This is a genomic window from Paenibacillus sp. 3LSP (genome assembly GCF_032465655.1).
Taxonomy (GTDB): domain Bacteria; phylum Bacillota; class Bacilli; order Paenibacillales; family Paenibacillaceae; genus Fontibacillus; species Fontibacillus barengoltzii.
This window is the reverse complement of the sequence record NZ_JAWDJI010000260.1, coordinates 26,899-40,884: the sequence shown is the minus strand read 5'-3', so window position 1 is coordinate 40,884 and position 13,986 is coordinate 26,899. Positions and strand designations below refer to the sequence as shown.

10 protein-coding genes and 1 other annotated feature are annotated in these 13,986 nt (G+C 50.5%); all 10 genes read left to right on the top strand.

What is annotated here, in order from left to right; translation table 11 throughout:
• Window positions 1-133 precede the first annotated feature (133 nt).
• Complete coding sequence (gene rplA / locus RW092_RS22675) at window positions 134-826, top strand: 50S ribosomal protein L1 (RefSeq protein WP_016310705.1); 693 nt, start codon at window positions 134-136, stop codon at window positions 824-826.
• 81 nt (window positions 827-907) lie between these two features.
• Window positions 908-1,062, top strand: a sequence feature (ribosomal protein L10 leader region).
• 44 nt (window positions 1,063-1,106) lie between these two features.
• Window positions 1,107-1,610: a 50S ribosomal protein L10 gene (gene rplJ / locus RW092_RS22670; RefSeq protein WP_016310706.1), complete on the top strand. Its 504-nt coding sequence runs from the start codon at window positions 1,107-1,109 to the stop codon at window positions 1,608-1,610.
• 67 nt (window positions 1,611-1,677) lie between these two features.
• Window positions 1,678-2,046, top strand: coding sequence for a 50S ribosomal protein L7/L12 (gene rplL, locus RW092_RS22665; RefSeq protein WP_016310707.1), 369 nt, complete (start codon window positions 1,678-1,680; stop codon window positions 2,044-2,046).
• Window positions 2,047-2,191: 145 nt separating this feature from the next.
• Window positions 2,192-2,791 carry a class I SAM-dependent methyltransferase gene (locus RW092_RS22660; protein WP_316011364.1) on the top strand — a complete coding sequence of 200 codons (600 nt, stop codon included), beginning with the start codon at window positions 2,192-2,194 and terminating at the stop codon, window positions 2,789-2,791.
• Between the two features lie 331 nt (window positions 2,792-3,122).
• Entirely contained in the window at window positions 3,123-6,668 is a 3,546-nt protein-coding gene (gene rpoB / locus RW092_RS22655; protein ID WP_316011363.1) for a DNA-directed RNA polymerase subunit beta, read from the top strand.
• 45 nt (window positions 6,669-6,713) lie between these two features.
• Window positions 6,714-10,328: a DNA-directed RNA polymerase subunit beta' gene (gene rpoC / locus RW092_RS22650; RefSeq protein WP_316011362.1), complete on the top strand. Its 3,615-nt coding sequence runs from the start codon at window positions 6,714-6,716 to the stop codon at window positions 10,326-10,328.
• 175 nt (window positions 10,329-10,503) lie between these two features.
• The gene (locus RW092_RS22645; protein ID WP_028539488.1) at window positions 10,504-10,755 is read left to right on the top strand and encodes a ribosomal L7Ae/L30e/S12e/Gadd45 family protein; all 252 of its coding nucleotides are present in this window, start codon (window positions 10,504-10,506) and stop codon (window positions 10,753-10,755) included.
• A gap of 143 nt (window positions 10,756-10,898) precedes the next feature.
• Window positions 10,899-11,318, top strand: a complete 420-nt coding sequence (gene rpsL, locus RW092_RS22640; RefSeq protein WP_009226633.1) for a 30S ribosomal protein S12 — start codon at window positions 10,899-10,901, stop codon at window positions 11,316-11,318.
• Window positions 11,319-11,382: 64 nt separating this feature from the next.
• Window positions 11,383-11,853: a 30S ribosomal protein S7 gene (rpsG, locus tag RW092_RS22635; RefSeq protein ID WP_009226634.1), complete on the top strand. Its 471-nt coding sequence runs from the start codon at window positions 11,383-11,385 to the stop codon at window positions 11,851-11,853.
• A 47-nt stretch (window positions 11,854-11,900) separates the two neighbouring features.
• The gene (gene fusA / locus RW092_RS22630) at window positions 11,901-13,979 is read left to right on the top strand and encodes an elongation factor G (protein WP_016310712.1); all 2,079 of its coding nucleotides are present in this window, start codon (window positions 11,901-11,903) and stop codon (window positions 13,977-13,979) included.
• Window positions 13,980-13,986 lie beyond the last annotated feature (7 nt).

Sequence of the window (13,986 nt, the reverse complement as noted above, 5' to 3'; positions counted from 1 at the left end):
GAAATTTCTTAATCTACATTTACGATATTAAATTTCATCCTCGGATGAGGTTCTATAGATGAGCGAAGCTTGTTTATATGGCCCATCAACAGTGGGAGGAATTTCCGCTAATACCACAGAGGAGGACGAATTCATGGCTAAACACGGTAAGAAATACCTGGAAGCCGCTAAGCTGATCGACAGCGAAGCGACGTATGAGCCTTTGGAAGCCGTTGAACTGGTGAAGAAGGCAGCGACTGCAAAATTCGACGAAACCGTAGAAGCTGCAGTTCGTTTGGGCGTAGACCCTCGTAAACAAGACCAAGCCGTTCGTGGTGTTGTTGTTCTGCCGCATGGCACAGGCAAAACCCAACGCGTATTGGTATTCGCCAAAGGCGATAAAGCGAAGGAAGCAGAAGCAGCCGGAGCAGATTTCGTCGGCGATCAAGATATGATCAACAAAATCCAACAAGGCTGGTTCGAGTTCGATGTCTGCGTAGCTACACCGGACATGATGAGCGAAGTTGGTAAACTCGGCCGTCTGCTCGGTGGTAAAGGTCTCATGCCTAACCCGAAAGCAGGTACAGTTACGTTTGACGTAGCTAAAGCCGTTCAAGAAATCAAAGCCGGTAAAATCGAGTACCGTCTGGACAAAGCGGGTCAAATTCATGCGCCAATCGGTAAAGTATCCTTTACTGCTGAACAATTGAATGAGAACCTTAAGGCTCTCATCGACGCATTGAACCGGGCTAAACCGGCCGCTGCAAAGGGCGTATACTTGAAGAATATCGCGATTTCTTCGACCATGGGCCCAAGTGCTCGCGTAAGTACAGCTGCTTACAGATAATACCTCTCGTTCTAAACGGAACGGGGATTGACACCACGGTGTCGCCTTGGTATACTGAAACAGTTGTTTTGAAGTGAGACTTAAATATGAATATGCTTACCGTAGACAGTAGGTGCCGTGAGGCTTAATTTCCTACCGAGGTGTTGTGATAGAACGTCGCTGTACACAGCTCTTGTTGTGTGCGGATGATCCATCAAAGCCTTCGTGATTCTGCGGAGGCTTTTTTCAATGCCTTGCGGAAGTAGCAAGAGGCTCATGAATCTAATAGGAGGTGTGCAGTTTGGCAAACGCAAAAGTCATTCAAGCAAAACAAGAAGCCGTTGAAGCTGTAACGTCCAAATTGCGCGAAAGCGCAACGACCGTCGTTGCGGATTATCGCGGATTGAATGTTGCTCAAGTTACCGAACTCCGCAAACAGCTTCGTGAAGCTGGCGTGGAATTCCAAGTGCTGAAGAACACGCTCATTCGCCGCGCTACGGCTGCTGCGGAATTGACCGAGCTGGACGAAGTGTTGACCGGTCCTACGGCCATCGCGTTCAGTAAGGAAGATGCAGTAGCTCCAGCGAAAATCTTGAGCGAATTCGCCAAGAAGAACGATGCTCTGAAAGTGAAAGGTGGCGTGGTTGAAGGCCGTGTAGTTGGCGTCGACCAAATCAAAGCGCTCGCGGATCTTCCTTCCCGCGAAGGTTTGCTTTCGATGCTCCTCAGCGTACTTCAAGCACCTGTTCGCAACTTCGCACTGGCTGTCAAAGCCGTTGCCGAGAAAGAAGAAGCAAGCGCGTAAGTTAGCCTTGCGGATGCAAGTTATCTGATTCGCAACAAACAAACTATTATATAATGGAGGTTCTACCATGAGTAAAGAAGCAATCTTGGAAGCAATCAAAGGTATGACCGTTCTTGAACTGAACGATCTTGTTAAAGCAATCGAAGAAGAATTCGGCGTAACTGCAGCAGCTCCGGTTGTTGTAGCTGGCGGCGGTGCAGCTGGCGGCGGCGCAGCTGAAGAACAATCCGAATTCGACGTAGTACTGACTAACGCTGGTGCTTCCAAAATCAACGTTATCAAAGTGGTTCGCGAAATCACGGGCCTCGGCTTGAAAGAAGCCAAAGACCTGGTTGACAACGCTCCAAAACCGCTGAAAGAAAAAGTAAGCAAAGAAGAAGCAGAAGGCATCAAAGCAAAACTGGAAGAAGCAGGCGCAACTGTAGAACTGAAATAGTAGCTTGTTTCTCGATCACAAACCCCTTGAACTTGATTCAAGGGGTTTGTTGCCTTTCTCCCCTTACATGAAGTTGTGGTAATGGATATAATAGGGGACAGGTACAGATAGATGACTAGATGCTAATGGAGGGAAACAAGAAATCATGGCGGATCACTACTACGCAAGCCAGCCTACTGCGGCGCATGATCGGAAAACCTGGGATACGGTGCTGCGGGGGCAAAGCTATCGCTTCGTCAGCGATGCCGGCGTTTTTGCCAAGGGAGGCGTTGACTTCGGCAGTCGCACTTTAATTGAAGCTATGGACATTCCGCAAGACGCAGAGGTATTGGACGTAGGCTGCGGCTATGGACCCATTGGACTAGCGGCGGCAAGGCTGGCGGCCAAAGGGCATGTGACTATGATCGATGTGAACTCTCGTGCGGTGGAATTAGCGAAAGAGAATGCGGCGGCGAACGGCGTGAACAACATCACCGTACTGGAGAGCGATTTGTTCTCTGCGTTAGACAATCGGAAGTTCGATGTGGTATTGACCAATCCGCCGATTCGGGCTGGTAAAGCTACGGTGCACGCCATTTTTGAAGGTGCTTATGAACGGTTGCGTTCTGGCGGATCGCTATGGGTGGTAATCCAGAAGAAACAAGGGGCGCCGTCAGCGAAAGAGAAGTTGGAGTCGCTGTTTTCGCGGGTGGAGGAAGTGACGAAGGACAAGGGGTACCGTATTTATCGGGCGGTAAAAGAATAAGGTTGACTTGACAAATCCGATATGTTATTATTATAAAATGTCAGCATTAGGATGCCCTCTGTGGCTTTAGTTTGCTGAAATGTCAATAGTTCTACGGGAACAATGCATAAAAATGTGTCGTTCTACGTATAATATGCACATTTTGGATAAACTAATGATTATGAGGACATCAGAGCAGAAACAGACACGGATAAATGATGCTCTTTTTTCGAAAGCATTCGATAAGGGCTTTTCTTTATTTGTGGATGAATCCGTATGGGTCTATTATAAGGGCACAAACACGGGTTCGCAATGTATTTTTAAGTGAGTAGACATGAGGGGTGAGTTTAAGTTGGCAGGACATCTTGTTCAATATGGTCGACGCACTCGGCGTAGTTATGCGCGAATTAACGAGATACTCGAAGTACCGAACCTGATCGAAATCCAACAGAAATCCTATGAGTGGTTCTTGGAAGAAGGCCTTCGGGAAATGTTCCAAGATATCTCGCCGATTCAGGATTTCACCGGAAATCTGGTGTTGGAGTTTATCGATTACAGCCTGGGCGAACCGAAGTATACGGTGGATGACGCGAAAGAGCGCGACGTTACCTATGCGGCGCCGCTTCGGGTCAAAGTCCGGCTCATTAATAAGGAAACCGGCGAAGTCAAAGAGCAGGAAGTGTTCATGGGAGATTTCCCGCTGATGACCGAAACCGGTACGTTTATTATTAACGGTGCGGAACGGGTTATTGTCAGCCAGTTGGTTCGCTCTCCTAGCGTCTATTTCAGTACGAAAGTGGATAAGAACGGTAAGAAAATGTATACCGCAACCGTTATCCCTAACCGCGGCGCTTGGCTCGAGTTGGAGACGGATGCGAAAGATATTATCTACGTGCGGATCGACCGCACCCGCAAAATTCCGGTAACCGTGTTGCTGCGTGCGCTTGGCTTCGGAACCGATGCGGAAATTCTGGATTTGCTCGGCAACGACGAGTACATCCGCAATACGCTGGATAAAGACAATACGGATTCGACAGAGAAAGCCTTGATCGAGATCTATGAACGTTTGCGTCCGGGTGAACCGCCGACGCTGGAAAATGCGAAGAGCTTGCTGGTAGCGCGCTTCTTCGATCCAAAACGTTACGATCTGGCGAATGTCGGTCGTTATAAAATCAATAAAAAGCTGCACATCAAGAACCGTTTGTTCAACCAACGTCTTGCTGAGACGCTGATTGATACAACGACGGGTGAAATTATCGCCGAAGCGGGTCAAATGGTTGACCGCCGCTTGCTGGATGAAATTTTGCCTTACCTTGAGAACGGCGTGGGCTTCAAGAACTACCATGTAGCCGGCGGCGTCCTTGACGTAGATGATGTGCCCTTGCAAACCATTGATGTATTCTCCCCGATTGAAGACGGTAAAGTGGTTAAGGTGATTGCCAACCGCAATATCGATAAATCGGTGAAACATATTACACCTGCTGATATTATTTCTTCGATCAGCTATTTTATCAATTTGCTGCACGGCATCGGCAGCACGGACGATATTGACCATCTGGGTAACCGTCGTCTGCGCTCCGTGGGTGAGCTTCTGCAGAACCAGTTCCGCATCGGCTTGTCCCGGATGGAACGTGTCGTACGCGAAAGAATGTCGATTCAGGATGCGAACGTAATTACGCCGCAGGCGCTCATTAATATCCGTCCTGTCATTGCATCGATTAAAGAGTTCTTCGGCAGCTCGCAACTGTCTCAGTTCATGGACCAAACGAACCCGCTCGCTGAACTGACGCACAAACGTCGTTTGTCTGCGCTCGGTCCAGGCGGTTTGACTCGGGAACGCGCCGGCATGGAAGTGCGTGACGTTCACCCGTCCCACTATGGCCGGATGTGTCCGATCGAAACGCCGGAAGGTCCGAACATCGGTTTGATCAACTCCTTGTCGACCTTTGCGCGGATCAATGAATATGGCTTCATCGAAGCGCCGTATCGTTGGGTCGATCCGAAGACGGGAACCGTTACGGATCAAGTGGCCTACCTGACGGCCGACGAAGAAGACAACTATGTCATTGCGCAAGCGAACGCGAAGCTGACGCCAGACAACAAATTCGAAGATGAGTTCGTCATCGTTCGTTACAATAAGCAATCGGATAACATCTTGACGATGCCAAGCAGTCGCGTAGACTACATGGATATTTCGCCGAAACAGGTTGTATCCGTCGCTACGGCGCTGATTCCGTTCTTGGAGAACGACGACTCCAACCGTGCGCTCATGGGTTCGAACATGCAGCGTCAAGCGGTGCCGTTGCTTGTTCCTAAAGCTCCGCTTGTCGGTACGGGGATGGAACATAAGGCTGCAAAAGACTCCGGTGTCTGCATCGTGTCGAAATATGACGGGATCATCGAACGGTCGGAAGCGAACCAAATTTGGCTCCGCCGTATCGAAGTCGTAGACGGAAAAGAAGTCAAAGGCGACCTTGTGAAATATAAGTTGCACAAATTTATGCGTTCTAACCAAGGAACCTGCATTAACCAGCGTCCGATCGTCAAACGGGGCGACATCGTTAAGAAAGGTGACATCCTTGCGGACGGTCCTTCGACGGAAATGGGCGAATTGGCATTGGGCCGCAACGTGGTCGTTGCCTTTATGACTTGGGAAGGTTACAACTACGAGGATGCGATCCTGCTGAGCGAGAAGCTGGTGAAGGAAGATGTATATACTTCGATCCATATCGAGGAATACGAATCCGAAGCCCGCGACACGAAGCTCGGACCGGAAGAGATTACTCGCGACATCCCGAACGTCGGCGAAGAAGCGCTGCGTAACCTGGATGAACGCGGTATTATCCGCGTTGGTGCAGAAATTGCTGCCGGCGACATCCTGGTTGGTAAAGTAACACCTAAGGGTGTAACGGAGCTGACCGCAGAAGAACGCTTGCTGCACGCCATCTTTGGTGAGAAAGCTCGCGAAGTTCGTGATACTTCCCTGCGTGTGCCTCACGGTACCGATGGGATTGTTGTTGACGTGAAGGTGTTTACCCGTGAGAACGGCGATGAATTGCCGCCAGGTGTTAACCAACTCGTTCGGGTGTACATTGCACAGAAACGGAAAATCTCCGAAGGCGACAAGATGGCTGGACGCCATGGTAACAAAGGGGTCGTGGCCCGGATTTTGCCGGAAGAAGATATGCCGTTTATGCCAGACGGAACGCCAGTACAGGTTGTCCTGAATCCGCTGGGCGTACCTTCGCGGATGAACATCGGACAGGTGCTGGAGATCCACCTGGGTATGGCTGCCCTTAAGATGGGGATTCACGTGGCAACGCCGGTATTCGACGGAGCCAATGAAGAAGACGTATTTGATACGATGGAAGAAGCGGGCATGCAGCGGAACGGTAAAACGATCCTGTACGATGGCCGCACAGGTGAACCGTTCGAACGTGAAGTTACCGTCGGTGTCATGCACATGATCAAGCTGGCGCACATGGTTGACGATAAGATCCATGCTCGCTCGACGGGTCCTTACTCGCTCGTTACGCAGCAACCGCTGGGTGGTAAAGCTCAGTTCGGTGGTCAGCGTTTCGGGGAGATGGAAGTATGGGCGCTGGAAGCTTATGGTGCTGCTTATACGCTGCAAGAGATTCTTACCGTCAAATCGGATGACGTGGTGGGTCGGGTGAAAACCTACGAATCCATCGTTAAAGGGGAAAACGTGCCTGAACCGGGCGTGCCTGAATCGTTTAAGGTCTTGATCAAAGAGCTGCAAAGCTTGGGTATGGACGTCAAGATCTTGACCGAAAACGAAGAAGAGATCGAGATGAAAGAAATCGACGACGAGGACGATGCGTCGAGCGACAAGCTCAGTCTCAATCTGGAAGGCGCGGAAGTCGGCGTAGAATAGAGCGTTATACAGTCAAATCAGGACTTGGTTAAGGAGGGATGCTCCTTGTTGGACGTCAACAACTTCGAGTTTATGAAAATTGGGCTTGCTTCCCCAGATAAAATTCGTTCTTGGTCCCGCGGAGAAGTAAAGAAACCGGAAACGATCAACTACCGCACGTTGAAGCCAGAGAAGGAAGGGCTGTTCTGCGAAAAGATTTTTGGCCCGACCAAAGACTGGGAATGTCATTGCGGTAAATATAAACGCGTTCGCTACAAAGGCGTTGTCTGCGATCGCTGCGGCGTTGAGGTCACTCGCGCGAAAGTGCGCCGCGAACGGATGGGGCATATCGAGTTGGCAGCTCCGGTATCTCACATTTGGTACTTCAAAGGGATCCCGAGCCGGATGGGCCTTGCGCTCGACATGTCTCCGCGTTCCCTGGAAGAGATCATTTATTTTGCATCTTATGTCGTAACCGATCCAGGCGAAACGCCGCTGGAGAAAAAGCAGCTTTTGTCCGAGAAAGAATATCGCAGCTACCGTGAGAAATACGGATACGGATTCCAAGCCGGTATGGGTGCGGAAGCCGTGAAGAAGCTGCTTCAGGATCTCGATATCGACAAAGAGCTGGAGTTCCTGAAAGAAGAATTGCGCACGGCTCAAGGTCAACGCCGCAACCGTGCAATCAAACGTTTGGAAGTCATCGAAGCGTTCAAAAGCTCCGGCAACCAGCCGGAGTGGATGATCCTCGACGTGCTTCCGGTTATTCCGCCGGAATTGCGTCCGATGGTTCAACTCGATGGCGGCCGTTTCGCGACGTCCGACTTGAACGATCTGTACCGCCGCGTCATCAACCGGAACAACCGGTTGAAACGTCTGCTTGACCTTGGCGCGCCGGACATCATCGTACAGAACGAGAAACGGATGCTACAGGAAGCCGTTGACGCCTTGATCGACAACGGTCGCCGCGGTCGTCCCGTAACAGGTCCGGGTAACCGTCCGCTGAAATCTTTGAGCCACATGCTCAAAGGGAAACAAGGTCGTTTCCGGCAGAACCTGCTCGGTAAACGGGTTGACTACTCCGGTCGTTCCGTTATCGTCGTAGGTCCATATTTGAAAATGTACCAATGCGGTTTGCCAAAAGAAATGGCGCTGGAACTGTTCAAGCCTTTCGTTATGAAAGAACTGGTTAACAAAGGTCTGGCCCATAACATTAAGAGTGCAAAACGCAAAGTAGAACGTGTAAGCCCAGAAGTTTGGGATGTTCTTGAGGAAGTTATTAAAGAGCATCCGGTTCTGTTGAACCGTGCTCCTACGCTTCACCGTCTCGGGATTCAGGCGTTCGAACCGATCCTGGTGGAAGGTCGCGCCATCCGTCTGCATCCGCTCGTATGTACGGCGTACAACGCGGACTTCGACGGTGACCAGATGGCCGTGCACGTACCGTTGTCCGCGGAAGCTCAGGCGGAAGCCCGCATCCTGATGCTGGCGTCCGGTAACATCCTGAACCCGAAAGATGGTAAACCGGTCGTTACGCCTTCGCAGGATATGGTCCTCGGCTCCTACTATCTGACCATGGATAACAAGGAAGCCAAAGGCTCCGGTATGATCCTGGGTTCGGTTAACGAAGCTGTATCGGCTTATCAACGCGGCACCGCTTCGTTGCATGCACGGGTAGCCATTCCGGCAAGAGCGCTGGGTAAAACCAGCTTTACGGAAGCACAGCAAAACGCTCTGCTGATTACGACCGTAGGTAAAATCATTTTCAACGAGATTTTCCCTGCCAGCTTCCCATATATTAATGAACCAACACGTACGAACTTGTTCCAAGGCACTCCGGATCATTACTTTATTTATGACAAGGGTGCCAATGTGGTGGAACGGATCATGGCTGCACCGCAAGTTGGCGGTGTGGGCAAGGAGTACCTCGGCGAAATCATCGGCCGCTGCTTCGAAATCTACCAAACGACGGAAACCTCCGTTATTCTGGACAGAATCAAGCAAACTGGCTTTACTTACTCCACGCGTGCCGGCGTAAGTATTGCGGTGGCGGACGTTATCGTTCCGAAGGAAAAGCAAGAAATTCTTCGCGAATCCGAGGAGAAGGTACGGGTTGTTACCAACCAATACCGCCGCGGTCTGATCACCAACGAAGAACGTTACGACCGCGTTATCGATATTTGGTCCAAGTGTAAGGATCAAATTACCGACATCCTGATGAAGTCGATGGATCGTTACAATTCCATCATGATGATGGTTGACTCTAAAGCACGGGGTAACAAATCGCAGATCACCCAGCTGGGCGGTATGCGGGGCCTGATGGCGAACCCGGCGGGCCGGATCATCGAATTGCCGATCAAATCGAACTTCCGCGAAGGCCTTACGGTCTTGGAATACTTCATTTCGACGCACGGTGCCCGGAAAGGTCTGGCGGATACCGCGTTGCGGACTGCAGACTCCGGTTACTTGACCCGTCGTCTCGTCGACGTGGCCCAAGACGTCATCGTACGCGAAGAGGATTGTGGTACAGATAAAGGCTTTACCGTTGGCGTTATCCAAGACGGTAAAGAAGTGATCGAAAATCTGTACGACCGGATTGAAGGCCGTTATTCGTTCGAAACGGTGCGCCATCCGGAAACCGGCGAGATCATCATTCACCGGAACGAGCTGATCGATTCCGACAAAGCGCATGAAATCGTCAACGCAGGTATTACGAAGCTGCAAATTCGCTCCGTTCTCAGCTGCCGCGCTCGTCATGGCGTGTGCAAGAAGTGCTACGGACGCAACCTGGCTACGGGTAAACACGTGGAGATCGGGGAAGCTGTTGGTATCATCGCAGCTCAATCGATCGGTGAACCAGGGACCCAGCTCACCATGCGTACGTTCCATACCGGGGGCGTTGCGGGCGACGATATTACCCAAGGTCTTCCGCGGATTCAGGAGCTCTTCGAAGCCCGGAATCCGAAAGGTCAAGCAACGATCAGTGAGATTGACGGCGTAATCAAAGAAATCCGCGAAGCGAAGGACCGTCGCGAAATCGAGGTTCAAGGCGAAGCGGAAACGAAAGTATACTCCGTCACTTACGGTTCTCGTCTACGCGTTAGCGAAGGCGACGAGATCGAGGCCGGCGATGAACTGACGGATGGTTCCATCGACCCGAAAGAAATTTTGCGCATCAAAGGGATTCGCGGTGTACAGAACTACATTCTGCAGGAAGTACAACGCGTATACCGGAACCAAGGCGTAGAAATCAACGACAAGCACGTTGAGGTCATGATTCGCCAGATGCTGCGCAAGATTCGGATCGTGGATGCCGGCGATACACCACTTCTGCCAGGATCATTCGTTGACCTGCATGAGTATGAAACGGCCAACAAAGAAGCAATTCTGTCTGGCAAAGAGCCGGCAGTGGCTAAACCAGTCCTGCTCGGGATTACGAAAGCGTCGCTGGAAACCGACTCCTTCTTGTCCGCGGCTTCCTTCCAGGAAACTACGCGGGTGCTTACCGACGCTGCCATCAAAGGCAAAGTCGACAAGCTGCTCGGCTTGAAAGAGAATGTCATTATCGGTAAGTTGATTCCGGCCGGTACCGGCATGAGTCGCTACCGTAACATTCAATTCGAAGAGCCGGAACAAGATGAAGTTACGGAAGAAAGCTTGGAACCTGTTTCGGTCGAATAACGACGAAGGTTAAGATAAGCCGGCGCGCCCCTGAAGCGAGTTTGATCCGGGGTGCGCCGGACTTATTTTTCTATGAAAATTCCGCTGAATATTTCGCTTGACACCAACTATAGCGGAGTGATACTATATCATAGTGCGTGAGTACGGATAACCCTGTGCTTTGGAGGACGTTATGATGTCTAATGATAAAGGACTACGGGACGCACCGATTAAAGTCGGCACCAAGCAGACGATGCGAATGGTTGAACTTGGACGGGCCGAGGAAGTTTATGTTGCTGAGAATGCAGATCCACGCCTTACGTCAAGGATCGTCGCCTTATGCAACCAACATGCCGTGAAAGTCACCTTTGTAGATACAATGGCGAATCTCGGCAAGGCTTGTGGGATTGAAGTAGGAGCGGCGATGGCTGTGATCGTAAAGTCATAGTTGATCGAAAATGTTTTTGCTAATGAGGGGAACTCTTTGGCAAAAACATTTCCTTTGTTCTTTTATGAGCCGCCTGGGTCTGTGGGCTTAAACAAGTGGTTTGTAAATGGAATTTGAACTCTGAGGAAGGGGGTGGCAACAACATGCCAACAATTAACCAATTAGTACGTAAAGGACGCCAAGATAAGGTGTACAAATCCAAATCGCCAGCGTTGCAAAGAGGGTTTAACGCTCTGAAACGTGAAGCTACGGATTTGAGCTCTCCGCAAAAACGCGGCGTCTGCACTCGTGTAGGTACGATGACTCCGAAGAAACCGAACTCCGCGCTTCGTAAATATGCCCGTGTTCGCTTGACGAACCGTGTAGAGGTGACGGCTTACATCCCGGGTATCGGACACAACCTGCAAGAGCACAGCGTTGTACTGATTCGCGGCGGCCGGGTAAAAGACCTTCCGGGTGTCCGTTATCATATCGTGCGCGGTGCCTTGGATACGGCTGGCGTTAACAACCGTATGCAAGCTCGTTCCAAATACGGCGCGAAACGTCCGAAAGCGAAGAAATAAGATCGCTTAAGTTTGGAGACAACAGCTAAGGATTGAATTTTTACTGAAAGGGGGATAACAAACTATGCCACGCAAAGGTCCAGTTGCTAAGAGAGATGTGTTGCCAGATCCGGTGTATAACAGCAAATTGGTTACTCGCTTGATCAACCGCATCATGCTCGACGGTAAACGCGGCGTTGCTCAAAGCATCCTTTACAATGCGTTCGACATCATCCGTGAACGTACGGGGAATGACCCGATGGAAGTATTTGAAGCAGCGATCAAAAATATTATGCCTGTACTGGAAGTTAAAGCTCGTCGTGTCGGCGGTGCAAACTACCAAGTTCCGATCGAGGTTAAACCAGAGAGACGTACATCCTTGGGATTACGTTGGCTCGTAAACTACTCCCGCACTCGCGGTGAGAAGACAATGGAAGAGCGTTTGGCTGCCGAGATCATCGACGCATCCAACAACACAGGCGCTTCCGTTAAGAAACGTGAAGATACGCATAAAATGGCGGAAGCGAACAAAGCGTTCGCGCACTACCGTTGGTAGGATAACGCCCGTATTTCAAAATTTATATTTTGAAGGGAGACAGATTCATGGCAAGAGAGTTCTCCTTGAAAAATACACGTAATATCGGGATCATGGCGCATATTGACGCCGGTAAGACAACCACGACGGAACGGATCTTGTTCTACACAGGTCGTACGCACAAAATCGGGGAAGTTCACGAAGGTGCGGCAACGATGGACTGGATGGAACAAGAGCAGGAGCGCGGAATCACGATTACATCCGCTGCGACGACCGCTCAATGGAAAGGTCACCGCGTAAATATCATCGATACCCCGGGACACGTCGACTTCACTGTTGAAGTCGAACGTTCCCTGCGTGTATTGGACGGGGCTGTAGGCGTGTTTAGTGCGAAGGAAGGCGTTGAGCCGCAGTCTGAAACCGTATGGAGACAGGCTGACCGCTATGGTGTTCCTCGGATCGCCTACGTCAACAAAATGGATATCATCGGTGCGGACTTCCTGAACGTCGTTAAGGATATGCGCGATCGTCTGCAAGCGAATGCAGTTGCTATCCAACTGCCAATCGGTGCAGAAAATGATTTTGTCGGGATCATCGACATTGTCGCTCAAAAAGCGTATATGTACAGAGACGATCTGGGACAACAAATCGATGAAGTAGAAATCCCTGCTGAATACGCTGCACAAGTTGAAGAGCTTCGTGCGGAGTTGGTAGAGAAAGTTGCTGAACTGGACGAAGAATTGACGATGAAATACCTCGAAGGCGAGGAAATCACCGTTGAAGAACTGAAAGCAGCGCTTCGTAAGGGCGTATGTGAAGTTAAAATCTTCCCAGTTATCTGCGGTTCTTCCTACCGTAATAAAGGGGTTCAGCTGATGCTGGATGCCGTTATCGACTACTTGCCAGCTCCAGTTGATGTGCCAAGCATCAAAGGTCATCTGGAAGATGGTACAGAAGTTGAACGTCACTCTTCTGACGAAGAGCCGTTCGCGGCATTGGCATTTAAAATCATGACCGACCCTTACGTGGGTAAACTGACGTTCTTCCGCGTATACTCCGGTATTCTGCAATCCGGTTCTTACGTGTTGAATGCAACGAAAGGTAAACGCGAACGGATCGGCCGGATCCTGCAAATGCATGCGAACCACCGTCAAGAGATCAACGAAGTCTATGCTGGTGACATCGCAGCTGCTGTAGGTTTGAAAGACACCGGGACAGGTGATACACTGTGTGATGAGAAGGCACCGGTTATTCTTGAATCGATGAACTTCCCAGAACCAGTTATCGAAATCGCGGTTGAACCGAAGACGAAAGCCGACCAAGACAAAATGGGCGTTGCACTTGCGAAGCTGACTGAAGAAGACCCAACGCTTCGTGCACATACAGATGAAGAAACGGGACAAACGATCCTTGCAGGTATGGGTGAGCTTCACCTGGATATCATCATCGATCGGATGCGCCGTGAATTCAAAGTAGACACGAACGTAGGTAAACCTCAGGTTGCTTATCGTGAAACGTTCCGTGTTCCGGCTCGCGTTGAAGGTAAGTTCGTACGTCAGTCCGGTGGTCGTGGTCAATACGGTCACGTCTGGGTTGAATTCGAACCGCTCGAACCAGGTACAGGTAACCAATTCGACAGCAAAATCGTCGGTGGTGCTGTTCCTAAAGAATACATCGGACCTGCTCAACAAGGTATCGAAGAAGCAATGCAGAACGGTGTTCTTGCAGGCTTCCCGGTTGTTGACGTAAAAGCGACGATCGTCGATGGTTCCTACCATGACGTCGACTCCAGTGAAATGGCGTTTAAGATCGCTGGTTCGATGGCTCTGAAAGCAGCAAAAGACAAATGTCAACCTGTTCTGCTTGAGCCAATCATGAAAGTTGAAGTAACGGTGCCTGAGGAGTACATGGGTGACGTTATGGGTATGCTGAACTCTCGCCGTGGCCGTATCGAAGGTATGGATTCCCGTGGTGGTGCGCAAATTATCCGTGCGAAAGTGCCTCTCTCCGAAATGTTCGGTTACTCGACGACCCTGCGCTCCGGTACACAAGGACGCGGCGTGTTCTCGATGGAACTCTCCCACTATGAAGAAGTTCCGAAGAACATCGCTGAAGAAATCGTGTCCAAGCATAAAGGGGCCGAATAATTTAATG

Excerpts from the sequence above, each read along its gene's own strand:
- rplA (WP_016310705.1), top strand. The coding sequence starts at position 134 with ATGGCTAAACACGGTAAGAAATACCTGGAAGCCGCTAAGCTGATCGAC.
- rplL (WP_016310707.1), top strand. The coding sequence starts at position 1,678 with ATGAGTAAAGAAGCAATCTTGGAAGCAATCAAAGGTATGACCGTTCTT.
- RW092_RS22660 (WP_316011364.1), top strand. The coding sequence starts at position 2,192 with ATGGCGGATCACTACTACGCAAGCCAGCCTACTGCGGCGCATGATCGG.
- RW092_RS22645 (WP_028539488.1), top strand. The coding sequence starts at position 10,504 with ATGTCTAATGATAAAGGACTACGGGACGCACCGATTAAAGTCGGCACC.
- rpsL (WP_009226633.1), top strand. The coding sequence starts at position 10,899 with ATGCCAACAATTAACCAATTAGTACGTAAAGGACGCCAAGATAAGGTG.
- rpsG (WP_009226634.1), top strand. The coding sequence starts at position 11,383 with ATGCCACGCAAAGGTCCAGTTGCTAAGAGAGATGTGTTGCCAGATCCG.
- fusA (WP_016310712.1), top strand. The coding sequence starts at position 11,901 with ATGGCAAGAGAGTTCTCCTTGAAAAATACACGTAATATCGGGATCATG.